Annotated in this window: 29 protein-coding genes; 12 read left to right on the top strand and 17 right to left on the bottom strand. The window is 64.9% G+C overall.

Annotated features, from left to right (window positions below; all coding sequences use genetic code 11):
* Positions 1-11: 11 nt before the first annotated feature.
* Complete coding sequence (gene leuC / locus ABLE71_RS09985) at positions 12-1424, top strand: 3-isopropylmalate dehydratase large subunit (RefSeq protein WP_348783184.1); 1413 nt, start codon at positions 12-14, stop codon at positions 1422-1424.
* 62 nt (positions 1425-1486) lie between these two features.
* Here leuC and ABLE71_RS09980 read toward each other — a convergent pair whose 3' ends face one another.
* Positions 1487-1798: a hypothetical protein gene (locus ABLE71_RS09980; RefSeq protein ID WP_348783183.1), complete on the bottom strand. Its 312-nt coding sequence runs from the start codon at positions 1796-1798 to the stop codon at positions 1487-1489.
* 170 nt (positions 1799-1968) lie between these two features.
* On the opposite strand from ABLE71_RS09980, the gene ABLE71_RS09975 reads away from it, so the two are divergent.
* Positions 1969-3183: a GGDEF domain-containing protein gene (locus ABLE71_RS09975; RefSeq protein ID WP_348783182.1), complete on the top strand. Its 1215-nt coding sequence runs from the start codon at positions 1969-1971 to the stop codon at positions 3181-3183.
* 158 nt (positions 3184-3341) lie between these two features.
* Positions 3342-4550: a GGDEF domain-containing protein gene (locus ABLE71_RS09970; RefSeq protein ID WP_348783181.1), complete on the top strand. Its 1209-nt coding sequence runs from the start codon at positions 3342-3344 to the stop codon at positions 4548-4550.
* Here ABLE71_RS09970 and ABLE71_RS09965 read toward each other — a convergent pair.
* The 3 genes from ABLE71_RS09965 to ABLE71_RS09955 all read right to left on the bottom strand — a co-directional run bounded on the left by ABLE71_RS09965 (position 4537) and on the right by ABLE71_RS09955 (position 7205).
* A complete protein-coding gene (locus ABLE71_RS09965; RefSeq protein WP_348783712.1) occupies positions 4537-5331 on the bottom strand; it encodes a hypothetical protein in 795 nt (264 codons plus the stop codon). The genes ABLE71_RS09970 and ABLE71_RS09965 overlap by 14 nt on opposite strands.
* Positions 5332-5405: 74 nt before the next feature.
* Positions 5406-6734 carry a hypothetical protein gene (locus ABLE71_RS09960; RefSeq protein ID WP_348783180.1) on the bottom strand — a complete coding sequence of 443 codons (1329 nt, stop codon included), beginning with the start codon at positions 6732-6734 and terminating at the stop codon, positions 5406-5408.
* A 57-nt stretch (positions 6735-6791) separates the two neighbouring features.
* A complete protein-coding gene (locus ABLE71_RS09955; protein WP_348783179.1) occupies positions 6792-7205 on the bottom strand; it encodes a hypothetical protein in 414 nt (137 codons plus the stop codon).
* Positions 7206-7629: 424 nt separating this feature from the next.
* On the opposite strand from ABLE71_RS09955, the gene sdhC reads away from it, so the two are divergent.
* The 5 genes from sdhC to ABLE71_RS09930 are packed head-to-tail and all read left to right on the top strand — an operon-like array spanning position 7630 to position 11684.
* Positions 7630-8034: a succinate dehydrogenase, cytochrome b556 subunit gene (gene sdhC / locus ABLE71_RS09950; protein ID WP_348783178.1), complete on the top strand. Its 405-nt coding sequence runs from the start codon at positions 7630-7632 to the stop codon at positions 8032-8034.
* Positions 8034-8417 carry a succinate dehydrogenase, hydrophobic membrane anchor protein gene (gene sdhD / locus ABLE71_RS09945; RefSeq protein ID WP_348783177.1) on the top strand — a complete coding sequence of 128 codons (384 nt, stop codon included), beginning with the start codon at positions 8034-8036 and terminating at the stop codon, positions 8415-8417. The genes sdhC and sdhD overlap by 1 nt, the downstream gene beginning before the upstream one ends.
* 1 nt (position 8418) lies before the next feature.
* Positions 8419-10251, top strand: coding sequence for a succinate dehydrogenase flavoprotein subunit (gene sdhA / locus ABLE71_RS09940; protein WP_348783176.1), 1833 nt, complete (start codon positions 8419-8421; stop codon positions 10249-10251).
* 15 nt (positions 10252-10266) lie between these two features.
* Positions 10267-11046, top strand: a complete 780-nt coding sequence (locus ABLE71_RS09935) for a succinate dehydrogenase iron-sulfur subunit (protein ID WP_348783175.1) — start codon at positions 10267-10269, stop codon at positions 11044-11046.
* A gap of 2 nt (positions 11047-11048) precedes the next feature.
* Entirely contained in the window at positions 11049-11684 is a 636-nt protein-coding gene (locus tag ABLE71_RS09930; RefSeq protein WP_348783174.1) for a DUF480 domain-containing protein, read from the top strand.
* A 26-nt stretch (positions 11685-11710) separates the two neighbouring features.
* On the opposite strand, the gene ABLE71_RS09925 is transcribed toward ABLE71_RS09930, so the two are convergent.
* The 6 genes from ABLE71_RS09925 to rimM form a co-directional block, all read right to left on the bottom strand.
* Positions 11711-12535 carry an amino acid ABC transporter permease gene (locus ABLE71_RS09925; RefSeq protein WP_348783173.1) on the bottom strand — a complete coding sequence of 275 codons (825 nt, stop codon included), beginning with the start codon at positions 12533-12535 and terminating at the stop codon, positions 11711-11713.
* Positions 12536-12537: 2 nt separating this feature from the next.
* Positions 12538-13056: a GNAT family N-acetyltransferase gene (locus ABLE71_RS09920; RefSeq protein WP_348783172.1), complete on the bottom strand. Its 519-nt coding sequence runs from the start codon at positions 13054-13056 to the stop codon at positions 12538-12540.
* 9 nt (positions 13057-13065) lie between these two features.
* Entirely contained in the window at positions 13066-13857 is a 792-nt protein-coding gene (locus ABLE71_RS09915) for a transporter substrate-binding domain-containing protein (protein ID WP_348783171.1), read from the bottom strand.
* A gap of 278 nt (positions 13858-14135) precedes the next feature.
* The gene (gene rplS, locus ABLE71_RS09910) at positions 14136-14663 is read right to left on the bottom strand and encodes a 50S ribosomal protein L19 (protein WP_348783170.1); all 528 of its coding nucleotides are present in this window, start codon (positions 14661-14663) and stop codon (positions 14136-14138) included.
* A 191-nt stretch (positions 14664-14854) separates the two neighbouring features.
* A complete protein-coding gene (gene trmD, locus ABLE71_RS09905) occupies positions 14855-15580 on the bottom strand; it encodes a tRNA (guanosine(37)-N1)-methyltransferase TrmD (RefSeq protein WP_348783169.1) in 726 nt (241 codons plus the stop codon).
* Complete coding sequence (rimM, locus tag ABLE71_RS09900; protein WP_348783168.1) at positions 15577-16176, bottom strand: ribosome maturation factor RimM; 600 nt, start codon at positions 16174-16176, stop codon at positions 15577-15579. The genes trmD and rimM overlap by 4 nt, the downstream gene beginning before the upstream one ends.
* A gap of 89 nt (positions 16177-16265) precedes the next feature.
* Here rimM and ABLE71_RS09895 point away from each other — a divergent pair, with 89 nt between their 5' ends.
* Positions 16266-17198, top strand: a complete 933-nt coding sequence (locus ABLE71_RS09895) for a tyrosine recombinase XerC (protein WP_348783167.1) — start codon at positions 16266-16268, stop codon at positions 17196-17198.
* Positions 17199-17511: 313 nt separating this feature from the next.
* Entirely contained in the window at positions 17512-17991 is a 480-nt protein-coding gene (locus ABLE71_RS09890; protein ID WP_348783166.1) for a class I SAM-dependent methyltransferase, read from the top strand.
* A gap of 24 nt (positions 17992-18015) precedes the next feature.
* On the opposite strand, the gene ABLE71_RS09885 is transcribed toward ABLE71_RS09890, so the two are convergent.
* From ABLE71_RS09885 to ABLE71_RS09870, 4 genes are all read right to left on the bottom strand, one after another.
* Entirely contained in the window at positions 18016-19848 is a 1833-nt protein-coding gene (locus ABLE71_RS09885) for a mechanosensitive ion channel domain-containing protein (RefSeq protein WP_348783165.1), read from the bottom strand.
* 102 nt (positions 19849-19950) lie between these two features.
* Positions 19951-20211 (bottom strand): DUF2312 domain-containing protein, encoded by a 261-nt coding sequence (locus ABLE71_RS09880; RefSeq protein WP_348783164.1) that lies wholly within the window; start codon positions 20209-20211, stop codon positions 19951-19953.
* Between the two features lie 101 nt (positions 20212-20312).
* A complete protein-coding gene (locus ABLE71_RS09875) occupies positions 20313-20621 on the bottom strand; it encodes a DUF1244 domain-containing protein (RefSeq protein WP_348783163.1) in 309 nt (102 codons plus the stop codon).
* Positions 20622-20691: 70 nt separating this feature from the next.
* Positions 20692-21489, bottom strand: coding sequence for an N-formylglutamate amidohydrolase (locus tag ABLE71_RS09870; RefSeq protein ID WP_348783162.1), 798 nt, complete (start codon positions 21487-21489; stop codon positions 20692-20694).
* Between the two features lie 309 nt (positions 21490-21798).
* On the opposite strand from ABLE71_RS09870, the gene ABLE71_RS09865 reads away from it, so the two are divergent.
* Positions 21799-22224 (top strand): DUF1036 domain-containing protein, encoded by a 426-nt coding sequence (locus tag ABLE71_RS09865; protein ID WP_348783711.1) that lies wholly within the window; start codon positions 21799-21801, stop codon positions 22222-22224.
* Positions 22221-23696 carry a pyruvate kinase gene (pyk, locus tag ABLE71_RS09860; protein ID WP_348783161.1) on the top strand — a complete coding sequence of 492 codons (1476 nt, stop codon included), beginning with the start codon at positions 22221-22223 and terminating at the stop codon, positions 23694-23696. The genes ABLE71_RS09865 and pyk overlap by 4 nt, the downstream gene beginning before the upstream one ends.
* On the opposite strand, the gene ABLE71_RS09855 is transcribed toward pyk, so the two are convergent.
* The 3 genes from ABLE71_RS09855 to ykgO all read right to left on the bottom strand — a co-directional run bounded on the left by ABLE71_RS09855 (position 23671) and on the right by ykgO (position 25604).
* Positions 23671-24732: an alpha/beta hydrolase gene (locus ABLE71_RS09855; protein ID WP_348783160.1), complete on the bottom strand. Its 1062-nt coding sequence runs from the start codon at positions 24730-24732 to the stop codon at positions 23671-23673. The genes pyk and ABLE71_RS09855 overlap by 26 nt on opposite strands.
* Before the next feature lie 57 nt (positions 24733-24789).
* Positions 24790-25398: a hypothetical protein gene (locus ABLE71_RS09850; protein WP_348783159.1), complete on the bottom strand. Its 609-nt coding sequence runs from the start codon at positions 25396-25398 to the stop codon at positions 24790-24792.
* An 80-nt stretch (positions 25399-25478) separates the two neighbouring features.
* Positions 25479-25604, bottom strand: coding sequence for a type B 50S ribosomal protein L36 (gene ykgO / locus ABLE71_RS09845; protein WP_348783158.1), 126 nt, complete (start codon positions 25602-25604; stop codon positions 25479-25481).
* Positions 25605-25636 lie beyond the last annotated feature (32 nt).

Below are 25636 nucleotides of genomic sequence, written 5' to 3'. Positions count from 1 at the left end.
GATTTACGCACATGAGCGCACCGCGCACCCTCTACGACAAGATATTCGACGACCATGTCGTCCAGCGCGACCCCGACGGCACATGCCTGCTCTACATCGACCGTCACCTCGTGCACGAGGTGACGAGCCCGCAGGCCTTCGAAGGCCTGCGCATGACCGGCCGCAAGGTCAGCCATCCGGAAAAGACGCTGGCCGTGGTCGACCACAACGTGCCGACGTCGTCGGACCGCAAGCTCGGCATCAACAGGAACGAGGAAAGCCGCATCCAGATCGCGGCGCTGGCCCAGAACGCCGCCGATTTCGGGGTCGAATATTATTCCGAGAAGGATCGCCGCCAGGGCATCGTCCACATCATCGGCCCCGAGCAGGGCTTTACTCTTCCTGGCATGACGATCGTCTGCGGCGACAGCCATACGTCGACGCATGGCGCGTTCGGCGCGCTGGCGCACGGCATCGGCACGTCGGAGGTCGAGCATGTGCTGGCCACGCAGACGCTGATCCAGCGCAAGGCCAAGAACATGCTGGTGCGCGTCGACGGCAAGCTGCCGGAGGGCGTCACCGCCAAGGATATCATCCTCGCCATCATTGGCGAGATCGGCACGGCGGGCGGCACCGGCTACGTCATCGAATATGCGGGCGAGGCGATCCGCGCGCTGTCGATGGAAGGCCGCATGACGATCTGCAATATGTCGATCGAAGGCGGCGCGCGCGCCGGCCTGATCGCGCCCGACGAGACGACCTTCGCCTATGTCAAGGACAAGCCGCGCGCACCGAAGGGCAAGGCTTGGGACATGGCGATGGACTACTGGCAGACGCTGAAGACGGACGAGGGCGCGCATTTCGACAAGGTGGTGGTGCTCGACGCGGCGAAGCTGCCACCTATCGTGACCTGGGGTTCGTCGCCCGAAGACGTCGTTTCGGTGACCGGCGAGGTGCCGGACCCGGACATGATCGACGACGAGAACAAGCGCAACTCCAAGAAACGCGCGCTCGACTATATGGGCCTTGAGCCTGGTACGAAGATAACGGACATCGCGATCGACCGCGTCTTCATCGGCTCCTGCACCAACGGGCGCATCGAAGACCTGCGCGCCGCCGCCAAGGTGGTCGAAGGCAAGAAGGTCGCGCCGACTGTCGATGCGATGATCGTACCGGGCTCCGGCCTGGTGAAGGAGCAGGCCGAGAAGGAAGGCCTCGACAAGATCTTCATCGAGGCGGGCTTCGACTGGCGCGAGCCGGGCTGCTCGATGTGCCTCGCCATGAACGACGACCGGCTGAAGCCGCACGAACGCTGCGCCTCGACCTCGAACCGCAATTTCGAAGGCCGTCAGGGCTTCAAGGGCCGTACGCATCTGGTGTCGCCGGCGATGGCGGCAGCGGCGGCGATCGCCGGCCATTTCGTCGACATACGGGACTGGAAATAGCAGCCCGAAGATATCTGTTTTGAGCAGCGCCCGCGAGCAATTGCGGGCGCTTTATTCTGGGATCAGCCGGGCCTGCGTACGATCTCGTGAAAACTGTCGCGGAGTCCCGGAACATCCTTCGGCACCACCAGCGCGAGCATCTGTTCATCGAATATCTTGAACCATTCGCTCCACTCGACTAGGTCGTAACCACCCGAATTCGCGGCCCGCTCCGCGCGATCCTGATCCTGATAGGCCGCCTGGTCGAACACCAGGCGCAGCATCGGCTGCGTCCCGCCGGCCGGCGAGATGTCGACTATGGCCGGAAAGCCCGCGCGCGCGGCGGCCCAGTCGCGGACCGCCTCGTGGTCGGTGAGCATTATGGTATCGGCCATCTGACAGTCTCCTTTTGCACGTCCGGGAACGCGGCAGCGGATGTGCGGTTCCGCTCCCCGCTTGCTTCAAATCAGGAAGCGACATTATCAAACCAGGGAACCAACCTTAACGGTATTTTTGTGCCTCGGCGCTAAGTGTCGGGTTCAAACCGCAACGGGGCAGCGGCTTATTGGACGACAAACTTTTCATAGCGCTGCTGAACCCGGCGATCGCATTGACGCTGGCCGCGGCATTCTTTCTCCTTTGGCTTTACCGGAGGCAACGCTTCCATCTCGCGATGGTCGCCGTCGCCTATGGCGGCTCGGCCGTCGGCTTCCTGCTGCAATATTTCGTCCTGCCTGTCGGCTTGCCGGTCAGCCGGCTGCTGTCCTGTCTCTCGTTCACAATAGCTGTCTTCGCTTTGGCCGGTGCAATCATCGCGCGGTGTGGGCGCCAGCCTCCATGGGGCCAGATCGGCCTGCTTGGCGCTGGAGGCATTGCCGCCTTCTCGTGGTTCATGTTCGTCGAGCCTGACCTGACCTGGCGCGTATTCGCGATCAATTTTGCCTTTGGGGGCATAAGCCTGGTCGTGGCGGCGGAACTCAGGAGCTTGCCCGAACGGGGCGCGGTCAAGAACATGATGATCGCGCTTGCGCTGCTTTCCGCCGTCAATTTCCTTGTCCGCCCGGTGCTCGCCATGGCGCTTTACGGGCCGTACGACAGCTATGACGGCTTCTATACCTCGTTCTACTGGACGACCGCCGTGCTGTCGCATGCAGTGTTCTCGTTGCTGATTGCGCTCTCGCTTTTCACGGACGAGGCGCTGGCGATGATGCACAAGCTGCGGTCGGAATCGCTGACCGATCCGCTTTCGGGACTGCTCAACCGGCGCGGCTTCGAGACGAGGGCGTCGGCTCTGCTCGAGATGTGCGCGCCATCGAGGCTGCCGGTCTCGCTGGTCGTCGCCGACCTGGATCGGTTCAAGGCGCTGAATGACCGGCACGGGCACGCCGCCGGGGACCGCGTCATCGCCGAATTCGCGGCGCGTCTGCGGACCGCCGCCGGCACCCGCGCCATCGCCGGGCGGCTGGGCGGCGAGGAGTTCGCGGTGCTCCTGCCGATGGCCGACCCCGCTGCAGCACGTCTCTTCGCGGAGGCTGTGCGTACCGTTTTTTCCGCCGAGGCAATCGACGGCTTGCCGCCCGAGGTCAGGGCAACGGCGAGTTTCGGCATCGCGTCCCGGTCGGGCGCCGAAAGCCTAGCCGAACTTATGGACCGGGCCGACGAGGCGCTCTACCATGCAAAAAGGGGAGGCCGCGACGGCGTTCGTGTCTCCTACCAGCACACGCCGGGGCCAGCTGCTTCGGGCGTTTTCCTGCATACGCTTGGGACAGGGACCCGATGACATCGGCCGAGCGAAGCGGCGCTGGAAATCCTCCGGCCTTGGAAGCCGTCGGGCATGGTTAGCCAACCGTAGCTCCCGACCGGTTTCACTGATAGTCGTTAACGCCTTTTTGGTGGGCTCCGTGCTCTAACCGCGTCGAAGAGAGCATCGCTGGCACTATGACGGGCGCACAGTTCATTCTCGCAATCAACCTATTCGTCGCGGGACTGCTCGCGGCGGCGTTCCTGACCGTTGCGGCCTATGATCGCCGTCAGGAACCTGCGCGCTGGTTCGCGCTGGGCTACATCATCGGCACCGCGAATTTCTTGTCCGAATTCGCCATCGCCACATTCGGCACGTCGATCGGGCTGGTTCTTGCCGCCTTCGCCTCGTTCCTGGCGGCGCTCGTCATGCTGAACGTCGGCATCGCGCGCAAATATGGGGTGCCCGTGCCGTGGGCTGCCATGGCCGTGGTCTTCGTCATCTCGGTTGCCACCTGCTACTTCATCCAGGACATGTCGCGGCAGTCCTTCATGCGGATGCTGCTCTATCAATCGCCCTATTTCATCATGCAGGCCATCGCCGTCGGCATCGTCGCCCAGGCGAAGGCGCGCAGCACGCTAGACAATGTGCTCCTGGCTCTCCTAGCCGCCAGCGCGCTGCAGTTCCTGTCGAAGCCATTCCTGTTTCGGGCCCTGGGTGGAACCGGCGACAGCCCCGACCAGTATCTGGCGACCGAGTATGCTCTGTTCTCGCAATCCATGGGCACGGTCTTCGCAATGGCCGTGGCGTTGATGCTGCTCGTCATCCTAGTGCGCGACGTACTTTCCGACGCATATGCGCGATCCGAAACCGACATGCTGTCTGGCCTGCTCAACCGCGGCGGCTTCGAAGTCCACGCGGCGGCGGCGATGCACGAGGCGAACAGGCTGGGCGTGCCCGTGTCGCTGGTTATCTCCGACCTCGACCACTTCAAGTCGGTCAACGACAGTTTCGGCCATGCGGCCGGCGACAGGGTGATCGTCACCTTCGCGGGCTTCCTGCGCTCCGCAATGGCGGAGCATCATGTCGCTGGGCGCATCGGCGGCGAGGAGTTCGCCATTCTTCTGCCCGGCACCAACCTGGTCGCGGCGCGGCTTTTTGCCGAGGGCGCGCGCAACGCCTTCGCATCGCTTGCCATCGAGGGCATGCCGGCAACGAAGCGCCTCACGGCGAGCTTTGGCGTCGCCGAACTCGCTGGTGGTGAAAACATCGCCGACCTGATGGCGCGCGCCGACAAGGCGCTCTATCTCGCCAAGAACAGTGGCCGCGATTGCGTAAAGATCGCGCCGAGGCCCGGCGGACGGCGATCGGGAGACGACAAAGGCGCCGCGATCAGCCTGGTTTAGTCCCGGCTTTCTGGGCGGTCGCGACCGGCGTCGTGACGAGCTTGTATTTCGCCAGCTCGTCAGGCGAGAAATAGTAGAGGGCCTGCGGCGGCGTATCGAGCGCGTGAAGCCACAGCGAAGGATCCACGCCCATCTCGATCAAGTGCCGCGAAATCCGCGCCGTCGTCGCCTGCGCGTCGGACATCGCCTGTGCCGGCGCGGTCGGCGTCTGCGAAGCGGCGTAGAACTGATGCACGCCGACGGCCGCCTTGTAGCCTGCGGTTCGCGTCAGCCCCCCCGCGAAGAGGAGCGGACAGGACGAAGCGCAGATCGCGCCGTCGGCGATCTCCGTCGCAATGCCTTTGTCGCGCACCAGCTTCGCCATCGCCATGGCATCGTCGAGCGCGCCGCCGGGTGAGTTCAGTGAAACGGTCTTTACATATTCGCCCCGCGCCTCGATCTCTGCCGCGAAACGCGACGCCGATCCGGGGTCGATGCTGCCTTCGGCGGAAAGCACGCCGCCGCTGCCCAGCGTGAAGGTCAAGGGCCGGGCAAGGATGTCTTCGCCCGCGGTGACGAAGCGGCGCGGATCGTCGGGCGGGATCGGCGCGTTCGTCTGGACGACGGGCGGCAGGATCGGATCGGAAGGCGCCGCCGGCAGAACGGCCTCGGGCGCCCACCAACCATTCTCGCGAGATAGATCGCGCAGGTCGAGCGCAAGCACGCCGATAGCGCCGATGAGCATGCCGCGGAAGGCCCAGCGCACCACCTCGCCGTCGTCGAAACGGGACAGATAGCGCATGACGAAATTGCGCCTGCGCGGCGCCGTTCCGGGAAGCGGCGCGACCGGGGCGCCGACGACCTGCTGCGTCCCGCTCACGGATCACCCCGCTTGCGTTCGCCAAGGGTCAGCGGCGTCACGTTTTCGGCGGACGGTCGCGCTTCGGACTGGGGCGGAAGCCCGGCGGACGCGGCAGGCCGCTGCTGATCGGCGGTCAGCGCGGCCGCTGCCTGGCGCTTGGCGAGCAGCGTCTCGTGCAGATCGAGCGAGCGCATCATGTCGCCGGCCGTGATGCGGTCGGCTTCCTCGATCTCGTCCTCGCCACGCCGTATGGCCCCGTGGACGACGCACATGATGCCCACCAGGACGGCGGGCAGAAGGTCGATCGAAATCGCGCCCGCCCAGCTCGGCACGAAGTCGGAAGCGTAGCGGATCACGGCCTCGGCCGAAGTGAGCGGCACGTAGCGGCGCTCGGGCACCTTGGGCTGGGCGAGGATTTCACCCGCGGCGTCGGCCAGCGCCTTGGACTGCGCGTCCACCGAGGTGCGGATCGTCGCCATGATCTGGTCCTGCCGGCCGGCGAGGTCGGCGGAGCCGCCGTCGGCAATAGGCGCAATGAAACCCACGGAAAGATCTGCCGCCGCGCGCATGACCGAAGGCGCGATCGAGGTCTGCTCCAGCGCGGCGATAACGCCGGTGAGTTTGACGGCTTCGGCCGCAAACTCGTCCGACCGCTGTGCGATCTGGCCCGGCGCTGAGACGAGGGTGCGCATGGCGGCGAGATGCGCCTGGCCCTCGGTGAAGCTCGACTGAACGGTCTGACGCGACGCTTCAATCGTTGCCGCGAGTTCGTTCATCTGCGCCGACATCTGGGTGAGCAGCTGAACGACGCTGCCGGAGCCCGACGTGCCGGTGAGCGCGCCGGTCGACTGCTCGTCCGCGGCCAGTCGGGCGAAACGTTCGCCTGCGCGCTGGATGTCGGGCAGCAGCGACAATGCGCCTAGTGCGTTGCCGTGCGCCTGGTCGAGGTCGGCGGTGAAGTCTTCCAGCGTGACTGCGAGGTGCTGCTCGACCGCGGCCGAACCGGCCAGCGCGGCCGCGTTAAGCCAGGACGACATGGCGACGATCATGGCCGAGCCGACGACCATGATGCCGACCAGCGACAGGCGCGAGCCGCCGTCGCGCATCTCGGGCAGGAAGCGGATGAGATAGGTCCAGAAGCCGTACATGGCGACCGAGACCGAGACCGAATAGATGACGGCCGCGAAGAATATGACGGTGGCGGAACCGTCGAGCAGCGAACGGACGCCGAGATAGGTGTAGACGCCGCTGCCGAGCGCGAGCGTCGCCAGCACGAAACGCGTCATCGTTTCGAGCGAGGCGACATGTTCCCTCAGCCGGCGGGTCTGTACGGCGCGGCTCATCGATCATCCACTTTCATCGGGCCCCCGCCGCCAATGGGACGCAGGAACGTGACCAAATCAGGGCTGGACGCGCCTCAGCGCCGCGCCCGGCGCCGCGCGCTCGGGGATGCCGCACCACTTTCCGGGCAGGTCGGGCAGCTCGCCGTCCTCCAGGCCGTACATGTAGCTGCGGCCCTTGAGCAGAACCGCCGGCTTCCAACATTCGTACGGCACGGCTTCGTCTTCGTCGAGATAGACGACGTCCCGGTCGCGCGGCCGTTCGTATTCGGCCAGTTCCCTGGCGAGATGCCCCTGGCCGACGACGATGCGTTTGTATCCGCTGCGGCTATGGACGACGAGGTTGCCGAAGCTGTCGGCATAGACTCGGTCGTAATTGGGCCCGCCGCCGGCAATCGCGGGGGCGGCAAGCCCACCGACCGTCAGGCCGATGACCAGCGGCAGGAAGCTCAGTTCACTCAGTCTCGAACGCATGGCGCGTCATCCCTTCGTGCGGGTCAGGGCGGCAGCCCTTCGCCTCCTCGCCTGACAAATTAACGTTTTCTTAAGCTTTGTTAATAGCCAAAGGCGCAATGCCGGTCACGCCTTCGGCGAACATGGTTAATATCAACAGCGGATGGATGCTGGGGATGGCTGCTCGTGCCAGCCCCTTGAGACGCGCCTGCAAGAGCCAATTTGGCGATTTTTCGCACTGCAACATGCGTCGGCACGGTTCAATCGATTGAAGCTGGCCAGCTATCCTTGCAGGGCGAACATCGCGACTAAATATGTGTGCCGAAACGGTTTTCGCACTTTGACGCGGTGCAAAAAGAGTTTTAGGGAAGCGACAGCAAACGTCGCAAACTGCGCCTGACCCGATCGTCATGCGGGCAGCGATCGACGACTAACTGGGGGAGCCATGAGCAAGGCCACAGCCACCCGAGGAAGACCGCTCTCGCCGCACCTCACGGTCTACCGATGGCCGGTTACGATGACCGTCTCGATTTTGCACCGTGTAACCGGAGGCGCTCTCTATTTCGGTACGCTGCTTGTTGCCTGGTGGCTGATCGCGGCGGCGACCTCGCAAAGCTATTTCGACTTCGTCAACGTGATCTACGGCTCCTGGCTCGGCCGGCTGGTTCTGTTCGGCTACACTTGGGCACTAGTCCATCACATGCTCGGCGGGCTGCGCCACCTGATCTGGGACACCGGCGCGGGGCTCGAGAAACATCGGGCGTCGCGCCTCGCCTGGGCGAACATCGCCGGTTCGGTTGTGCTGACGGTGCTAATCTGGATCGCCGGCTACGCGGCACGGGGGTTCTGATGGCCGACATGCGCACCCCTCTCGGCAAGGTCCGCGGGCTCGGCTCCGCCCGCGAGGGCACCGGGCATTTCTGGCATCAGCGCCTGACCGCGGTGGCGAATATTCCGTTGATGCTGTTCTTCGTGGGCTTCCTGATCTCGATCAACGGCGCCGACTACGCGACGGTTCGCGCAGCCTTCGCCCATCCGTTCGTTTCGCTGATGTTCGCGCTCGTGCTTTTCTCGGCGCTCTACCACATGCGGCTCGGCATGCAGGTCATCATCGAGGACTACATCCACGGCGAAGGGCTGAAGCTGGCACTGATCATGCTCAACACCTTCTTCGCGATCCTGGTGGGGGCCGCCTGCGCCTACGCGCTGATCAAACTGGCATTTGGGGGCTGAGGTGGTGGAAGAGAAAAAGGCCGGCAACAAGGCCTACACCTATGTCGATCACAAGTTCGACGTGGTCGTGGTCGGCGCCGGCGGCGCCGGGTTGCGCGCCACGCTCGGCATGGCAGAACAGGGGCTGAGGACGGCCTGCATCACCAAGGTCTTCCCGACGCGCTCGCACACGGTCGCCGCGCAAGGCGGCATCGCCGCCTCGCTCGCCAATATGGGGCCGGACAACTGGCAGTGGCACCTGTACGACACCGTCAAGGGGTCGGACTGGCTGGGCGACACGGACGCGCAGGAATACATGGTGCGCGAGGCGCCGGCCGCGGTCTACGAACTCGAACATTACGGCGTGCCCTTCTCGCGCACCGAGGACGGCAGGATCTACCAGCGACCATTCGGCGGCATGATGATGAACTTCGGCGACGGCCCGCCGGTGCAGCGCACCTGCGCGGCGGCCGACCGCACCGGCCACGCCATCCTGCACACGCTCTACGGCCAGTCGCTGAAGCACAATGCGCAGTTCTTCATCGAATATTTCGCGCTCGACCTGATCATGGAGCCGGACGGGCGCTGCACCGGCGTCGTCGCCTGGAACCTCGACGACGGCACCATCCACCGCTTCGCCGCGAAGATGGTGGTGCTGGCGACGGGCGGCTACGGTCGCGCCTATTTCTCGGCGACCTCGGCGCACACGGTCACCGGCGACGGCGGCGGCATGGTGGCGCGAGCCGGGCTGCCGCTTCAGGACATGGAGTTCGTGCAGTTTCACCCGACCGGAATCTACGGCGCCGGCTGCCTGATCACCGAGGGCGCGCGCGGCGAAGGCGGCTACCTAGTCAATTCCGAGGGCGAGCGCTTCATGGAGCGTTACGCGCCGTCGGCCAAGGACCTCGCCAGCCGAGACGTCGTCTCGCGCTGCATGACGATGGAAATCCGCGAGGGCCGCGGCGTCGGCAAGAACAAGGACCACATCTTTCTGCATCTCGACCATCTCGACCCGGCCGTTCTGCACGAGCGCCTGCCAGGCATTTCCGAGAGCGCCAAGATTTTCGCAGGCGTCGACGTGACGCGTGAGCCGATCCCGGTGCTGCCGACCGTGCATTACAACATGGGCGGCATCCCGACCAACTACTGGGGCGAGGTGCTCTCCCCGACGCCCGACCAGCCCGACCGCGTTTCGCCCGGCCTTATGGCGGTCGGCGAAGCCGGCTGCGCGTCGGTTCACGGCGCGAACCGGCTGGGCTCCAATTCGCTGATCGACCTCGTCGTGTTCGGCCGTGCCGCGGCGATCCGCGCCGGGCAGGTGGTCGATCGCGAGGCTGCGATACCGTCGGTCAACGCGGCGGCGGTGGAAAAAATCATGGACCGCTTCGACCGGCTGCGCCACGCCAACGGCGGCTCGCCGACGGCGGTGCTCCGCGACAAGATGCAGCGGGCGATGCAGGAAGACGCTGCGGTGTTTCGCACGCAGGAATCGCTGGCTAAGGGCTGCCGGCGGGTGTCGGAAATCTGGGGCGAGCTGAAGGATCTGCATGTCACCGATCGCTCGATGATCTGGAACTCGGATCTCGTCGAGACGCTGGAGCTGGAAAACCTGATGGCCAACGCCATCACAACGGTCCATGGCGCTGAAGCGCGCAAGGAGAGCCGTGGCGCGCATGCGCGGGAAGATTTTTCCAGCCGCGACGACGCCAATTGGCGCAAGCACACGCTGGCCTGGGTCGATGCCGCCGGAAAGGTGACGCTCGGCTACCGGCCGGTGCACACCGAAACCATGCTGCCACATAGCGACGGCGGCATCGATCCGGCCAAGATCGCGCCCAAGGCGCGGGTGTATTGAGAAGGACGATTTCAGATGGTTGAACTCACCCTTCCCAAGAACTCGCAGATCAAGGCAGGCAAGACCTGGCCGAAGCCGGAAGGCGCGACCAATCTGCGCGAATACCGCATCTACCGCTGGTCGCCCGACGATGACGAGAATCCGAGCATCGACACCTATTTCGTCGACATGGACGATTGTGGGCCCATGGTGCTCGACGCCCTGCTCTGGATCAAGAACAAGATCGACCCGACGCTGACGTTGCGCCGCTCCTGCCGCGAGGGCATCTGCGGCTCCTGCGCGATGAACATAGACGGCTCGAACACGCTCGCCTGCACCAAGGGCTGCGACGACATCAAGGGTGCGGTGAAGGTCTATCCGCTGCCGCACATGCAGGTGGTGAAGGACCTCGTGCCCGACCTCACCAATTTCTACGCCCAGCACGCCTCCATCCAGCCCTATCTGCAGACCGTCTCGCCGGAGCCTGCCAAGGAATGGCTGCAGAGCCATGAGGATCGCCAGAAGCTCGACGGTCTCTACGAGTGCATTCTGTGCGCCTGCTGCTCGGCGTCGTGCCCGAGCTACTGGTGGAACGGCGAGCGATACCTCGGCCCGGCTGTGCTGCTGCAGGCCTATCGCTGGCTGATCGACAGCCGCGACGAGGCGAAAGGCGAGCGGCTCGACAATCTGGAAGATCCGTTCCGCCTCTACCGCTGCCACACCATCATGAACTGCGCGCAGACCTGTCCCAAGGGATTGAACCCCGCAAAGGCGATTGCCGAGATCAAGAAGATGATGGTGGAGCGGAGGGTCTGACCGTGTCGGACGACCTTCCGATCCTTAGTCCCGCCGAAGCACGGGTGCTTGGCTCACTGGCCGAGAAGAAAGAACTGACGCCGGACGTCTACCCGATGACGGTCAATGGGTTGCAGTCGGCTGCAAACCAGAAGACATCGCGCGAGCCGGTGATGGCGCTCGAACCGGTCGAGGTCCATCGCGCGCTCAAGCTGCTCACCGACAAGGGGCTGGTTCGGCAGGTCTTTGCTTCGCGCGTCGAGCGCTACGAACATCTGCTGGCGCAGAAATTTTCGCTGACGCAGCCGCAGATCGCGCTTGTCGGGCTGATGCTGCTCAGGGGACCCCAGACCGTGCATGAGCTGTATGCCAGAGCCGAACGTTTGGCCCGGTTCAAATCTATCGACGAGGTGCGCAGCGATCTCGATCTGCTCATCGGCCGCCGGCCGCCGCTGGTGCAGTTCATCGAGCGCGGCCCCGGCCAGCGCGAGGATCGCTACGCGCAGTTGCTCAGCGGGCCGGTTCAGGCGACGGGCGCGGCAGCACCAGTCTCAGGTGCGATGCTAGCGCACCGCCCGGATTTCGAAGAACGGATAGAGGCGCTGGAGCGGCAAGTCGCCGAACTGACCGAGAAGCTGCGTTCGCTCACCGGCGATTGAGGCGCGCCACGCCGCCGCCTCCCCGCTCATTCACGTTCGCCTCCCCGGCTTCGCATACGCCGCTCCAGAGCGCGTAGCGCCATCGACAGCCCGACCGTCAGGATAAGGTAGATGTAGGCGACGATCGAATAGGTTTCGAAGAAGCGGAACGAGCCGGCTGCGTAGATTTTGCCCATCTGGGTGATGTCGGCGACGCCGAGCACGGAGACGAGCGAGGAGTCCTTCACCATCGCAACGAAATCGTTGCTGTAGGGCGGCAGGATGGTGCGGAAGGCCTGCGGCCAGACGATGTGGCGAAACCGCCGGTAGCGTGACAGGCCAAGCGCTTTGCCGGCCTCGATCTGGCCGACATCGACGGCCTGTATGCCGGCACGAAAGATTTCGGCGATGAAGGACGAATAGGCGATGGCGAGCGCAATGACGGCGCGCCAGAGCAAAGATACGTCGCGAACCTGAAGCGGCCCGATCAGGCCGGCTTGCTGCAGTGACGCGGAAAGAAAGTTCCAGCCGGTGACGAAGGCCGGCACGCCGGCAAACGCGATCCAGAAGAGCAGGACCAGGATCGGAATGCCGCGGATGATCTCGACATAGAAGCGCGCGCTCTGGCGCAGCCAGGCCGAGCGCGACAACGCCATCAGGGCTACGCCGAGCCCGATCGCCGAGGCGGCGGCGAAAGCGACGAGGGTCACGGCGATCGTGATGCCGATGCCCTTGGCGACGGTCTTGAAGACCTGGCTGTAGAGATCGCTGACGAAGATGGCGAAGCCGGCGAGGGCGGCAAAGGCAAGAGCAGTCACCAGCCACCAGGGGAACTCGCTCTTGCCCGTCAGCTCGGGCGCGGCCTTCACCATGATCAGTCGGAGGCCGCCGGCGGCCTACGGCGCTCGAATACCTGCTCGCGCACGTCGCCGCTCCACTGGTCGGTCTCGGCTTCGCCCGTCAATACGAAACCATGCCGCTCGTAAAGGCCGCGCGCGGCGTCGAGGCCGGCGAAGGTTGTCAGCCAGACGCGCTCATAGCCGCGCTCGTCGCAGAAGTTCAGTGCGCGGCCGAGAAGGTCGGCGCCGAGACCCTTGCCCTGCATCTGTTCGCTGACGATGAACCAGCGCAGATGCGCGCCTTTCGGGCTGCCGCCGCTCTGGTCGATGATGACCGATGCGACCGCATCCCCATCCGAATAGGCGACGAGGAAGAGGTCGCGCGAGGGATCGTGACGCGCGAGAAACTCTGCGAGTTCCGCACCGACCCTGGTCTCGAAGGGCAGGCCGAAATTCCAGTGCCGCGCATAGTAGCCGGCGTGGAGCCCGACGATTGCCGCGAGCGCTCCCGGCCTATATCCGCCGATCTCGTATCTTGCCGTTTCGGGCGTCATCAGGGCGGATCAGGGCTTGTAGTCGACGAACCATTTCTGCGTGATTTTGTCCAATGTGCCGTCGGACTTGAGCGCGGCGATACCGGCGTTGATCGGCGCCACGAGGTCGGAGCCCTTCGGGAAGATGAAGCCGAACTCCTCCGCCTGCAGCGGCTCGCCGATCATCTTCAGCGCGCCGCCGGAGTTGTCGCTGATCGCCTTGCCGGCCGCGCTGTCGGTGAGCACGAGGTCGACATCGCCCGATTTCAGCGCCTCGACGGTCGCGGCGAAAGTCTCCATCAGCTTGATGCGTGGATTGGCCTCGTTGCCGTCGAGCACGTTGTAGACCGCGACGTAGAAGGGCGAGGTGCCGGCCTGCGCGCCGACCAGCAGCTTCTCGTCAGCGGCAAAGCTCTTGGCGTCGGCGAAGCGGCTCTCGTCGCCGCGCACCAGCATGAATATCTCCGATTTCATGTAGGGGTCGGAGAAGTCGACCTTCTCCTTGCGGTCGTCCTTGATGGTGATGCCGGTCATGCCGATGTCGTACTGCTTGTCCGACACGGCCTGGATCATCGCGTCCCACGAGGTGTTCTGGTACTCGACCTTGAAGTTCAGCCGCTTGGCGAGTTCCGCCATCGCGTCATACTCCCAGCCGGCCGGCTGACTGGTCTTGGGATCGACGAACTGCAGCGGGAAATAGGCGTTCTCGGTGACCACGACGACGGTCTTGCCGCCGAGATCGGGCAGCGCCTGGGCGTGCGCGGCGAACGGCATCAGCAAAAGCGCGCCCAGCGCAACAAGGGCAAGTCTCAGTCTGGTCATGGAAAGCTCCCTATCTACAGGGGCCGGCGGGCCCACTCGCCGCGACTTTATCGTTTCGCCGCGTGCTGGCAAGAAGGCGCGAGGCGCCGGCAGGCTCAATGCCGAACTGCAATACTGCGGAAGGCGCGTTGCATGGAAGATCGTGATCGGCGGCGCTCGCAGAGGCGTCGCCGACATTTTTACGTCGCTCGTTTGTCGCTGGCCCGACCTGGGGAACCTGCGGCTGCCACAAAAACAAAAAAGGCGGCCGAAGCCGCCTTTCGAGATATGGCCGAAGCTTACTCGGCAGCTTCAGTTGCTTTTTCAGCCGCGGCCTTAGCTTCGGCGGCGTCCTGGGCCGCCTTCTCCGCGGCTAGAGCCTCGGCGGCGGCGACCTTCTCGGCTTCGAGCCTGGCCTTTTCGGCAAGCATCGCCTCACGCTCGGAATCGTTCAGCTTGCGGGCGCGCACGCCGGTGTTCTCGGTGATGCGGGCCGACTTGCCGCGGCGGTCGCGCAGGTAATAGAGCTTGGCGCGGCGGACCTTGCCGCGGCGCACGATCTCAACACCCTCGATCATCGGCGAGTAGACCGGGAACACACGCTCCACGCCTTCGCCGTAAGAAATCTTGCGAACGGTGAAATTCTCCTGGAAGCCGGAGCCGGCGCGGGCGATGACGACGCCCTCATAAGCCTGCACGCGGGTGCGGGTGCCTTCGGTGACGCGCACCTGAACGCGGACCGTGTCGCCCGGCTGGAATTCGGGCAGCGTGCGCTTGGCTTCGATCTTGGCGGCCTGCTCGGCCTCGAGCTGACGGATGATGTCCATCGGATTTACCTCTTCTTGCTTCTCGACAGCCAGAGCGCCCGACGCTCGCCTTGCAGTTCAGGACCGCTCGGCTATGCACTTCCGCGCCTAAGGGCCGGAAGAAGCAGGGGCGAATTCACCGTTCTTATTGACGGGTCCGGTAGATTGTTCTTCCGGTTCGGGCGGGGCGATACACCAAAAGACCCGGCTTGTCACGCCTTGGGCAGGGATTTTTTGCCGTTAGCCGGTTTCTCGTAAGTGGCAAAAAGGTCGGGCCGTCGCTCTTGCGTCAGCCGCTCCGCTTCTTCGCGCCGCCATCCGGCAATCTTACCGTGATTGCCGGAGATGAGCACTTCGGGGATCGGACGATCCTCGAAAACCTGCGGGCGGGTGTAGTGCGGGTGCTCGAGAAGCCCGTTCTCGAAGCTCTCTTCTGTCCCGGAGGCCTCATTGCCCATGACGCCTGGCAGCAGCCTGACGACCGCATCGAGCAGCACAAGCGCTGCCGGCTCGCCACCGGACAGGATGAAATCGCCGATCGAGACCTCTTCAAGCTGCCGCGCGTCGATGACGCGCTGGTCGACACCCTCGAAACGGCCGCAGAGGATCACTGCGCCGGGGCCTGCGGCAAGCTCGCGCACCCGCGCCTGCGTCAGGGGTTTTCCACGCGGGCTCATCAAGAGACGCGGACGCGGGTCGCCAAGCGGCGAGGCGCTGTCGATTGCCCTGGCCAGCACGTCGGCCCTCATCACCATGCCGGCTCCGCCGCCGGCCGGCGTGTCGTCGACGGTGCGGTGGCGGTCGGTCGCAAAGTCGCGGATCTGTACGGTTTCCAGCGACCATGTGCCGGTCTCCAGCGCGCGGCCGGCAAGCGAAACGCCGAGCGCGCCTGGAAACATCTCGGGATAGAGGGTGAGGATTGTGGCGCGGAAGCTCATCGATTGCCACCGGCGTTTTTCGGGCCACGCGGGCGCGATTTCGGATCGAAGTGGCCGGGTTCGTCGGGTCTCCCGTCTTCGTCCGCGTCCTCGGCGAGCCCCGCTGCGATGGTGTCGACGCGAATGAAACCACCGGTTATGTCGACTTCGGGCACTGCCGCCTGCGAAAACGGCACAAGCAGACCCTCGCGCCCGTGGAACGTAACTTCAAGGATATCTCCGCCGCCGAAATTCTGCACGGCAATCACCTTGCCTGCCTCGGCGCCGGTCTCGTCGCGCACCGCTAGCCCGACCAGGTCCGCGTGGTAGAACTCGTCCTCATCCCCGGGCGGCAGGATGGAGCGGTCGACGAATAGCTCGGTGCCGGTCAGTCCCTCGGCAATCGTGCGGTCGCGAATGTCTTTGAAGCGCACGACGACGACATCTCCCGCCGGCCTGATGTCCTCGATCTCGAAGATCCGGCCATCCTTGGCATAGAGCGGACCATAATCGCCGAGCGCCAGCGGATCGCCGGTGAAGGTTTTCACGCGCAGCTCACCCTTGATGCCGTGCGCGGCGCCGATGACGGCCATCTGGACCGGCTTGTTTGGTTTCATGAGAAGGACGGCTTCACGAGTTGCTAACCTGGCAGGCTCAACATTCGACAATTGCGAACTCACTTAGTCCAACCCGACGCCGGCTGCCAATGCAGGAATTCCTCGTCGCCGCAAAACCGGACCTGCAGAAGGCACGCCAGGACTGGCTTGCCTCGCTGGAGAAAGAGCGCCGGCTGTCGCCCGAAACCGTCGAAGCCTATGAGCGGGACAGCCGCCAGTTCCTGCAGTTCCTGACCGGCCACAACGGCGCGCCGCCCGGGCTTTCGGACATTGCCTCGCTGCGTTCGGCCGACCTGCGCGGCTTTCTCGCCCATCGGCGATCCGAAGGCGCTGGCCCGCGGACGCTGGGGCGCGGCCTTGCCGGCGTCCGCTCACTTGTGCGCTTCCTGGAACGGCGCGGCCTCGCCAATGCGGCGGGTGCTGCGGCGCTGCGCGCGCCGCGGCAGCCGAAATCGCTGCCGAAGCCGCTGACGGCGGACGACGCACGGCGCGTCGTCTCCTGTAGCGAGCAGCTTGCAGAGGAGCCGTGGATCGCCGCGCGCAACGCCGCCGTGCTGACACTGCTCTATGGCTCCGGGCTGCGTATCTCCGAGGCGCTGGCGATCAAGGCGGGCGAATTGCCCGGCGCGGGCGTTCTGCGCGTCACCGGCAAAGGGGGCAAGACGCGGCTGACGCCGGTGCTGCCGCTGGTACAGCAGGCGGTCGCCCAATACCGGAAACTCTGCCCGTATCATCTCGATCCGGACGGACTGCTGTTTCGCGGCGCGCGCGGCGGGCCGCTGAACCCGGCAATCGTCCAGCGCGAGATGAAGAAGATGCGTTCCGCGCTCAATCTTCCGGATACGGCAACGCCGCACGCGCTGCGCCATTCCTTTGCGACACACCTGCTTGGGCGCGGCGGGGATTTGCGCACCATCCAGGAGCTTCTCGGCCATGCCAGCCTGTCGACGACACAGATCTACACCGGCGTCGACACGGCGCGGCTGCTCGAGATCTATGACGCCGCGCATCCGCGTGCGTGACTGCTCACTATAATTTTCGAAGGCCCGTTAACGGTTTTGGCGCATTTGCCAGCTAGCTTCTGCCCATGAGCCGAACCCGCGTCATCGCCGTCGCAGACCGAGCAGCACCGCTCGCGCTCAAGCTGATCGCGGCCGCGAACCTTCTGTTCCTCACCGCATTCTTGGCAACGCTCCTCGTAGCGGCCGGACAGTTCCGCCCATAATTTTCGCACAGGATACAGAATCTCGGCAGGCTGCCGGATTGCGGCGGATCGGCCGCGCGGATATCACGGGCCGTCCCAAGGGCGGTCTCCGCCAGTCTCGAAAGCCGTCCATGAGCCGCCTCGAAAGCTTCATCCGCCGCCTCACGGCGCAGCGCGACATACTCGACATGGTCTGCCGGGACCTGCCGCTGCCGGACGGGCCGGTGATCGAACTCGGGCTTGGCAACGGACGCACCTACGACCACCTGCGCGAGCGCCTGCCGGGCCGGCGCATCATTGCATTCGACCGGGTCAACGCGGCCAACCTCAGATCCCTGCCGGCGGAAGGCGACCTGATCCTGGGAGAAATCAGCGAAACCGCGAAGGCATTCACCGGCATCGACGCCGCACTGGTCCACGCCGACATCGGCAGCGGCTATGACGACCTCGACGCGACGAACCTGCGCTGGCTGCCGCAACTGGCGGTCGATCTGCTGGCGCCTTCAGGCATCGTGGCAAGCGGCGTGCCGCTCGATCATCCGGCCCTCGCCCCGCTGCCGCTGCCCGAAGACATACGGCCGGGCCGGTATTTCCTCTACCGGCGAAGCTGACGGCCCCGGCGCCATGGGCGGCTATCAGGCCTCCACGGCCGGCGCAGGGTCTCCCGTGAGCGGCTTTGGCACAACACGGATGCCGTTGTCGCGAAATGCCTGGTGAACCGCTTTCAGCACGGCGCGCCGGATCGCCGACACGTCGCCCGGCCTCGCCACGAACTTGCCGCGAACGACCAGCGTGCCGTCCTCGACATTGGCGATGCCTTGGCTTTTGAATGTCTCGATGATTCCCGGCGCAAGTTCAGGATCGGCGAGCAGGTCCTGGCCGATCTTCTTGAACAGTTTGCGAACCAGTTCCATGTCGGCATCGAACGCAAGCCGGAAGGCGATCTTCTCGATCGCCCAGTCGCGGCTGAAATTCACGACCTTGCTGATCTGGCCGTAGGGCACTGTGGCGACGGGCCCGCGCGGGTTGCGCAACGTCACCGAACGTACCGAAATCTTCTCGACCGTACCCTTGGCGCCGGACGTCTCGATGTATTCACCGATGCGGAAGGCGTCATCCAAGAGGAAGAAGAGCCCGGAAACGATGTCCTTGACCAACGTTTGCGAGCCGAAACCGATCGCCAGGCCGAAGACGCTGAGGCCGGTGATCAGCGGCCAGACATTGACCCCGAGCGAAACGAGGATCGACAGGAATGCGAGGGCGGCGATGGACGATTTTCCGACCCATCCGATCAGCGGCACAAGCGTTCCAAGCCGGGAAGAGGGCGCCACGACATGGCCCGCCGTTTGGCCGTCGCGCTGTGAGATCCGCGCCATCACCGTGCCCAGCAGGTTCCAGACGAACGCCGCCCCTGTCGTAATCAATCCGATATGCAAGGCCTCGGTGGTGATGCTGTGCAGGTCGATACCGAAGCCCGAAGCGAGCGGCGAGGCCCAGATGGCGCCGAGCATGGTGACCATCACGACCAGCACCCCAAATCGCAATGTCTGCTGCAGCGCGATGCCTACGACGGAAACGCGGGTCGCTTCCATCGCGACGTTCGCACGATTGGCGATCAGGGCGTCGATATGCGGGATCAGGAACACGATCACAACGGTAAGCAGAACGGTTCCTGCCGGAAGCCCCACGCCGAGAGTCTGGGCGATCTGTGTCGTCACGAAAGTAACTGCGAGGAACCCGACGATCATCGCGGGCCAAAGCCGCGCAAGCCATCCATGCCAGCGCGCGCGGGGTTTGGATCCGGCCACTGCCCCTGCCAGCGTCCCGCGGTGATACCAGACGATCCAGATGAACAATGCAAAGGCGGGGAGCACGAAAAGCACGGTTCCGAGCACGTCGCGCAGCCCCGATCCGGCGTTCCAGAGCCTCAGCGTCGACATGAACGCCATGCCCAACAGGCCCCAGCCAATCGCAACGCAAAGGTCTCGCGCCAGCTTGCCCAGTCGGCCGCTTCCAAGGGGCGACCTCGTCAGCAGCGCATGGAGAGCCTCAAAGACCACCCAGCTAAAGGACGTGGCGACGATCCAGATACGCAGCGTCCGGATTGCAAGTCCTTCGGCCGCCAGGAACCGCTGGACTACAACGCCGACAACAATGGCGATGAACGCCGCGCCAAGCAGCGCGAACAGCCTGCGCCAGGCACCTTCGTGCCGCCTGCCGAACCAGCGTCGACAAAACAGGAAGGCTGCGGATGTGACGGCAACGACGAGGACGATCTGCAGGACCAGCGCGGCGAAACTCGTCCCGCCTGCCGCGAAGGATGCGTGCAAGGCATCCAGTTCGCTGCCGATTGTTCGCAACTGGCCGATGCGTGATTCCAGCCCGGTGACGAACCGCTCAATCAGCTGTTCCACGCCGGAAACGATCGCCGTAACGTCGCCGGCTGCCGATGAAGTCTCTTCAGCCATGTTCCCCTCTCAGCGGATCGCTCGCGAAGGCCGCTACGCAGTGAGTATAGAGGGTCCGGGCGGGAAACAATATATCCCGGCGCTCAAGTTGCGGCCGTTTGGTTAGACCATGCCAAGCGCGGCCTTGTAGAGATCGAGGATGGCCTCGGCTTCCTGCCTCTCGGCCTGGTCCTGCTTGCGAAGGCGGATGATGGCGCGCACGGCCTTGGTGTCGAAGCCGGTGCCCTTCATCTCGGCAAACACCTCCTTGATGTCGTCTGCGATTGTCTTCTTCTCTTCCTCCAGTCGCTCGATGCGCTCGATGAAGGCGCGCAGCTGGCCGGCGGCTACGGTCTGGCTGGTCTCGGTAATGTCGTCGGCCATCTCACTCTCCGGATATCTGAATGGCGGTCCCACGACTCGGGGGCCGCGGCAAGGCGTGCGGCTCGATGCCCGAAGCGGCTCGGAGGGTCAAGGGGCCGCGTTCAATGTCCCTTCGGGCGATTTTGCTCGAACGCCGTCTTCTTCGCGTCGGAGGCTTCGGTCTGATATTTCCGCTGCCATTCGGCATAGGGCATGCCGTAGACGATTTCCCGCGACTGGTCCTTCGACAGCTCCACCCCCGCTGCCCCGGCGGCCTCGCGATACCAGTTGGACAGGCAGTTGCGGCAGAAGCCGGCGAGGTTCATCAGGTCGATGTTTTGCACGTCACTGCGTTCGCGCAGATGCTCGACGAGGCGGCGGAAGGCGGCCGCCTCGAAGTCGCGCTGCTGGCTTTCGGTGAGGTCGGCCATGGCGGCGATCCTTTCCTGTGTTGCTCGCAGCAATACCGGACGGCAGCCGGGGCCACTTTTCCAGGAATTGCTAAACCGGCCCGGTGCGCGAGCCGTACTGCCTGACCAGATGTATATCGGGCAGCCGGTTGATCGCGTCAACGATCGGCGCGAGGCGCTTCGCCCACTCCTCGGCGCTGCCCTCTTCGGCGATCAGGTCCTGCCTGATCTCGATCAGCGCATGCGCGAAGCCATTGACGATGGCGTGCCGGAACATGGTGTCGCCGCGCAATGCACCGTCATAAGGCTCGTTGTCGCCCACGACGAGCAGCGGGTCCTTGGCGAGCATGTCGATAAGCGGCCGCGCCACACGGTCGTCGAAATCCCACAGCACGCCGACCTGCCATGGCCGCGCGACGCCTTGCATCACCGGCGTGAAGGAATGCACCGAGAAGATGAAAGGCGCGGCGCCGGAAGCCGCGGCCACCGACGCGATCATGGCGCCCACGGCGTCGTGATAGGGGCGGTAGTAGCGGTCGAGCCGCCGCTCGCGTTCCTCCGCCGCCATCGGATAATTCGCCGGAACGACCGTGCCGTCGTAGAGCTGGCGGATCAGCGTTGGGTCGTCTTCGCCGCGATTGGGATCGATGAGCAGGCGCGAGAAGCCGGCGATGACCGCGGGCGCGCCGGTCAGCTCAGCCAGTTTCCGCGTCACCGTCTCGACGCCGATGTCATAGGCGATGTGCCTGTCGAACTCGGCGGCCGGCAGCCCGAGATCGCCATATTCATCGGGCAGGTCGCGGCGGGCGTGGTCGGCGACGACCACGAGCCCAAGGGCGCGGTCGCCTTCCACGATTTCAAAGGGGGCAAAGACGGCCGAACGAGTCATTGGTGGGAACAGTCGGGACAGCAGGCGCTTGACGCTGCGGATTTCAGGATGGTCGCCGGCACAATGCCGTTGTTTGGCCAATCTTTTCAAGGAATTCTCGACCAGGGCCAGTTTTGGGCGCCATGATGCGTGGGCCGCTTGAGCTAAATCGATTGGATGCGTGCGGCGGCGCGCGTTGACATGCGCCCCGACTTTTCCGAAAAGGGGCGCCTGACGATGCTTCTGAAACGCACGAGGGGTTCGAGAATGGCCTATGCCGGCGGGCAGCGCATCCGATTCGCGTCTTCCTTGCCGCCCGTGCTTCTCGTCATGGCCTGCTTCACGGCGGCAGGAACGCTCGAAGCGAGGGCCGACTTCCGCGTCTGCAACGCGACGCAAAATCTGGTCGGCGTCGGCATCGGCTATCGCGCCAGCGCGGGCTGGGTCACCGAGGGCTGGTGGCACATAGAAGGCTCGACCTGCAAGACGCTGATCGAAGGCCCGCTGTCATCGAGGTTTTATTATCTTTATGCAGAAGACGCCGAACGGGGCGGGCGCTGGGACGGTCCGATCAACATGTGCGTGGCCGAGAAAGAGTTCAAGATCGCCGGCGTCAACGACTGCCTCGCGCGCGGATACCAGCGTGCGGGTTTCCAGGAATATGACACGGGCGAGCAGGCGAGCTGGATGGTTCAGCTGACCGACGAGCCTGCAACGGACGGTGCCGCCGCCGTCACGGGACAGACCAATCCATGAGACGCAGCCGCAAGGTCAAGATACTCGCCACGATCGGTCCGGCCTCCTCCAGCGAGGAGATGCTGAGGAAACTGTTCGATGCCGGCGCGGACGTCTTCCGCATCAACATGAGCCATACCGACCACGAGTTGATGCGCACGCTGGTCGGCCGTATCCGTTCGGTTGAGGAGGCGGTCGGCCGACCTATCGGGATACTGGCGGATTTGCAGGGGCCGAAGCTTCGTGTCGGCAAGTTCGCCAATGGCAAGGAGACGCTGACGCCCGGCCAGACCTTTACGCTCGACGACAGCCAGGAGCCGGGCACGTCCTCGCGAGTCTACCTGCCGCACCCGGAAATACTGCGCTCCGTCGAGCCCGGGCACAGGCTGCTGATCGACGACGGCAAGCTGGAACTCAAGGCCGAGACTTGCGACGGCACGTCGATCGTGACGACGGTGGTGTCGGGCACCTCGATCTCGGACAAGAAGGGCGTCAGCCTGCCCGACACGGATCTGCCGGTCGGTGCGCTGACCGAAAAGGACCGCGCCGATCTCGACGCCGTGCTCGAGACCGGGGTTGACTGGGTGGCGCTGTCATTCGTCCAGCGGCCCGAGGATCTCGCGGAAGCCCGCAAGATCGCACGCGGCCGGGCGCTGCTCATGGCCAAGATCGAGAAGCCGCAGGCGGTGACGCGGCTGGCGGAGATCATCGAACTCGCGGATGCGCTGATGGTGGCCCGCGGCGACCTCGGCGTCGAGATGCCGCTCGAGGCGGTTCCCGGCATCCAGAAGCATATCACGCGCGCCGCCCGACGCGCGGGAAAGCCGGTCGTGGTGGCGACCCAGATGCTGGAATCGATGATCACGGCCCCGGTCCCGACGCGCGCCGAGGTGTCGGACGTCTCGATCGCCGTCTTCGAGGGCGCCGATGCGATCATGCTGTCGGCCGAATCCGCGGCCGGCGCCTATCCGGTCGAAGCGGTCGCCATGATGAACAAGATCGCCACCAAGGTCGAAACCGACCCGCTCTACGCAGGCATCATCAACGCTCAGCGTTCCGAACCCGAGGCGACCGGCGCCGACGCCATCTCGCTCGCCGCCCGCGAGATCGCCGAGACGCTGAAGCTGTCGGCGATCGTCACCTATACTGCCTCGGGCACCACGGGCCTGCGCGCCGCGCGCGAACGGCCGCAGGTGCCGATCATCGCGCTGTCGCCGATCCTCAACACGGCACGGCGGCTGTCGCTCCTGTGGGGCACGCATTGCGTGGTGTCTCCGGATGCCGCGGACCTCGACGACATGGTCGATCGCGCCTGCCGCATCGCGCAGGAGGAGCGCTTCGGCGACAAGGGCGACCGCATCATCATCACCGCCGGCGTGCCGTTGAGGACGCCCGGATCGACCAACATGCTGCGCATCGCCTATATCGGCGTGGACGAGGGATCGGCCGATCCGGAGCGCGGCCGCATCACGCCGCAGAGAGCCCCTCGCTAGGCGGCGGGTCGTCAACGCAGACCCCGGCGCCGAACCGGTCGCCGGCGATCCTCGCCTCCACGACGCGTCCCAATGCCTGGAGGTCGCTCGGCTGGCCGCCGACTTTCTCGATCGCCGCGACCACCAGATCCGGCGCGATCCAGTCCGGTTTGTGGCCGAGATTCTTCACCCAGACGAGCTCCGCGCCGGGAATGTCGCGCACCAGCCCGAGCGAGTGGATCTCCTCGTAGACGACGGTGTCGGCATCGCCGGAGATGACGACGGTCGGCGCAGCGATTTCCTTGTAGCGCTGGGCGTTGGCCAAAGCGAAACGATAGAGGCCCTCGACATCGGCGGCGTTGGCGCGAAACGCCGCCGGCCTCAGCACCAGCGGGATCTGCGCGCGGGTCAGATAGTCGCCGGGCAGGGCGTTCGGCGCGAAGACGCAGGTGGTCGCCGGCCCGATGCGCGCCGAGCCCGCCGGGCTGGCGGCAGTCTCGGAGAACAGCCAGCCGATCAGCGGCATCATGGTCAGGTGATAGTACCAGGACGTCCTGCCGCCCGGCCAGGGATGGGTCGCGGCGGCCAGGAAGAGCAGTCCTTTCGTCTTGTCGGGATGGTCGAGCGCGAAAGCGGCGGCGATCGACCCGCCGAAGGAATGACCGACGATGATCGCCGGACCGACGCCGAGACGCTCCATCAGTCCGGCGATTATTGCGGCTTGCTCGGCTTGCGATTCATGGCCAGGGCTGCGACCGGACCAGCCATGGCCGGGCCGGTCGAGAAAGAGCAATTCCGCCTTGCCCTCAAGCAACGGCCTCAGCGGCGCCATCTGGTCGTTGAGATTGGCGCTGGCGCCGTGGATGAAGACGACGGGCGGCAGACCTGGCTGATCGGCCGGGACATGAACATAGTGCAGCGTGACGCCGTTCACGTCCGCGAAGCTTCCGACCGGCGGATGGCGGCGCTCGATCAGCCACGCATTGGCGCGCGTGATCCCCGCCAGCACCAGCAGAAGCGCAACCAGGAACGCGACAACGGCATAGACGAGATTCATGAATGGCTCGGCGGAAGGGGTGGCAACGGATTTGCCGGGGGGAGGCGGTCGGCGCGGTCAGATGCCTTCGCCGGCGAGTTCCTCCGACAGCGTCGCCACCTCGTTCTGTGCGCTGCGCATCATCGGATAGATATCCAGCACACGCTGCCATGCCTGCAGGGCAAGCTCCTCGCGGCCGGTGTCCTTCATGATCTGCCCCATGCCGGACAGCGCCCCGAAGTGACGCGGTTCGATCTGCAGCGTCTGGTTGATGTCGGACATCGACTTGGCGTAGTTCTGCATCATGAAATGCAGGGTGGCGCGGCGGTTCCAGCCCTCGGCATAGGCGGGTTTCATCGTCACCACCTGGTCGAGGAAATCGAGCGCCACGTCGAATTTCTTGCTGTCCATCGCGGTTTTCGACCACCCCATCATCAGGTCGATCGAGGCGCTGCCAGAACGGCTCCACTCTTCCCATATGCGGCCGGCTATGCGCTCGGCCGCTTTCTCGTTGCGTTCGCGCTTCAGTTCGACGAACAGCGCGTCGAGGCGGTTTTCGGCGGATGTGTTCGCCGCCGTGGCCTCGGCCGGCTTTTCAGTCGCGGTGGCGGCGGGTTCGGCGGCAGATGCCGGGGAAAGGGCGGCCGCTATGAAGACCGCGCCGCAGAAGGCAGAAAGAATCCGCATGCGCGGGAATCTATTCCCGCGCATGGAAACGTCAAACTGAATTTTTCGTGTTGGGCGCGACCCTTTGGCGCCGCAGCCGATCAGCCTTGGCGCGCCTTGTAGCGCGGGGCCGTCTTGTTGATCAGATAGACACGGCCCTTGCGGCGAACCAGCTGGTTGTCGCGGTGGCGGCCCTTGAGGGCCTTGAGGGAATTCTTGATCTTCATTGGTCTGGCCTGTCGAAGGGGCCCCATCCGGG

It is taken from the genome of Mesorhizobium sp. KR9-304 (assembly GCF_040049215.1).
Classification (GTDB): Bacteria; Pseudomonadota; Alphaproteobacteria; order Rhizobiales; family Rhizobiaceae; genus Mesorhizobium_K.
This window is presented reverse-complemented; position numbering and strand designations above follow the sequence as displayed.

What these genes read in the sequence shown, in the direction of transcription:
- leuC (WP_348783184.1), top strand. Translation starts at nt 12, where the DNA reads ATGAGCGCACCGCGCACCCTCTACGACAAGATATTCGACGACCATGTC.
- ABLE71_RS09980 (WP_348783183.1), bottom strand. Translation starts at nt 1,798, where the DNA reads ATGGCCGATACCATAATGCTCACCGACCACGAGGCGGTCCGCGACTGG.
- ABLE71_RS09970 (WP_348783181.1), top strand. Translation starts at nt 3,342, where the DNA reads ATGACGGGCGCACAGTTCATTCTCGCAATCAACCTATTCGTCGCGGGA.
- ABLE71_RS09965 (WP_348783712.1), bottom strand. Translation starts at nt 5,331, where the DNA reads ATGCGCTATCTGTCCCGTTTCGACGACGGCGAGGTGGTGCGCTGGGCC.
- ABLE71_RS09960 (WP_348783180.1), bottom strand. Translation starts at nt 6,734, where the DNA reads ATGAGCCGCGCCGTACAGACCCGCCGGCTGAGGGAACATGTCGCCTCG.
- ABLE71_RS09955 (WP_348783179.1), bottom strand. Translation starts at nt 7,205, where the DNA reads ATGCGTTCGAGACTGAGTGAACTGAGCTTCCTGCCGCTGGTCATCGGC.
- sdhC (WP_348783178.1), top strand. Translation starts at nt 7,630, where the DNA reads ATGAGCAAGGCCACAGCCACCCGAGGAAGACCGCTCTCGCCGCACCTC.
- sdhD (WP_348783177.1), top strand. Translation starts at nt 8,034, where the DNA reads ATGGCCGACATGCGCACCCCTCTCGGCAAGGTCCGCGGGCTCGGCTCC.
- ABLE71_RS09935 (WP_348783175.1), top strand. Translation starts at nt 10,267, where the DNA reads ATGGTTGAACTCACCCTTCCCAAGAACTCGCAGATCAAGGCAGGCAAG.
- ABLE71_RS09925 (WP_348783173.1), bottom strand. Translation starts at nt 12,535, where the DNA reads ATGGTGAAGGCCGCGCCCGAGCTGACGGGCAAGAGCGAGTTCCCCTGG.
- ABLE71_RS09920 (WP_348783172.1), bottom strand. Translation starts at nt 13,056, where the DNA reads ATGACGCCCGAAACGGCAAGATACGAGATCGGCGGATATAGGCCGGGA.
- ABLE71_RS09915 (WP_348783171.1), bottom strand. Translation starts at nt 13,857, where the DNA reads ATGACCAGACTGAGACTTGCCCTTGTTGCGCTGGGCGCGCTTTTGCTG.
- rplS (WP_348783170.1), bottom strand. Translation starts at nt 14,663, where the DNA reads ATGGACATCATCCGTCAGCTCGAGGCCGAGCAGGCCGCCAAGATCGAA.
- trmD (WP_348783169.1), bottom strand. Translation starts at nt 15,580, where the DNA reads ATGAGCTTCCGCGCCACAATCCTCACCCTCTATCCCGAGATGTTTCCA.
- rimM (WP_348783168.1), bottom strand. Translation starts at nt 16,176, where the DNA reads ATGAAACCAAACAAGCCGGTCCAGATGGCCGTCATCGGCGCCGCGCAC.
- ABLE71_RS09895 (WP_348783167.1), top strand. Translation starts at nt 16,266, where the DNA reads ATGCAGGAATTCCTCGTCGCCGCAAAACCGGACCTGCAGAAGGCACGC.
- ABLE71_RS09890 (WP_348783166.1), top strand. Translation starts at nt 17,512, where the DNA reads ATGAGCCGCCTCGAAAGCTTCATCCGCCGCCTCACGGCGCAGCGCGAC.
- ABLE71_RS09885 (WP_348783165.1), bottom strand. Translation starts at nt 19,848, where the DNA reads ATGGCTGAAGAGACTTCATCGGCAGCCGGCGACGTTACGGCGATCGTT.
- ABLE71_RS09880 (WP_348783164.1), bottom strand. Translation starts at nt 20,211, where the DNA reads ATGGCCGACGACATTACCGAGACCAGCCAGACCGTAGCCGCCGGCCAG.
- ABLE71_RS09875 (WP_348783163.1), bottom strand. Translation starts at nt 20,621, where the DNA reads ATGGCCGACCTCACCGAAAGCCAGCAGCGCGACTTCGAGGCGGCCGCC.
- ABLE71_RS09870 (WP_348783162.1), bottom strand. Translation starts at nt 21,489, where the DNA reads ATGACTCGTTCGGCCGTCTTTGCCCCCTTTGAAATCGTGGAAGGCGAC.
- ABLE71_RS09865 (WP_348783711.1), top strand. Translation starts at nt 21,799, where the DNA reads ATGGCCTGCTTCACGGCGGCAGGAACGCTCGAAGCGAGGGCCGACTTC.
- pyk (WP_348783161.1), top strand. Translation starts at nt 22,221, where the DNA reads ATGAGACGCAGCCGCAAGGTCAAGATACTCGCCACGATCGGTCCGGCC.
- ABLE71_RS09855 (WP_348783160.1), bottom strand. Translation starts at nt 24,732, where the DNA reads ATGAATCTCGTCTATGCCGTTGTCGCGTTCCTGGTTGCGCTTCTGCTG.
- ABLE71_RS09850 (WP_348783159.1), bottom strand. Translation starts at nt 25,398, where the DNA reads ATGCGGATTCTTTCTGCCTTCTGCGGCGCGGTCTTCATAGCGGCCGCC.
- ykgO (WP_348783158.1), bottom strand. Translation starts at nt 25,604, where the DNA reads ATGAAGATCAAGAATTCCCTCAAGGCCCTCAAGGGCCGCCACCGCGAC.